Below are 394 nucleotides of genomic sequence, written 5' to 3' on the forward strand. Positions count from 1 at the left end.
GACGTCCATCCACCTCGCGAGATTCATCCTTGTTGCCGCCTTCACGGGTACACGAGCCGACAGGATCGAGCGCGCATCGTTCGTCGATATCCCAGGCAGACCGTGGCTCGACCTGCATGCGGGGATCGACGAGTTCGGGGAACCTTACGGCATCTTTTACCGCGCCGGTGACGGCGAGCGCGTTCCTGACAACAAGCAGGCCGACGCCTGCCGTATTCCGAATGCCTTGCGGGCCCACATGATACGCTGGGCCAAAGAGGGTGACGATCTGATCGCACATAACGGGAAGGTCGGATCGACGAAGAAGTCCTTCTACAATCTCAAAACGGAAATCTTCGACGAAAAGCGGGCTAAGAAGGTCAACAGGCACACCCTCAAGCATACATGCGCGACC

The 394-nt window shown here is 58.4% G+C and carries 1 pseudogene; it reads left to right on the top strand.

Features of this window, described 5'->3' with window-relative positions:
* A pseudogene (locus I6F38_RS43560) lies at positions 1-394 on the top strand (integrase); the annotation flags it as partial.

Origin of the sequence: Bradyrhizobium sp. BRP56, assembly GCF_020194035.1 — a bacterium.
GTDB classification, from domain to species: domain Bacteria; phylum Pseudomonadota; class Alphaproteobacteria; order Rhizobiales; family Xanthobacteraceae; genus Bradyrhizobium; species Bradyrhizobium australafricanum.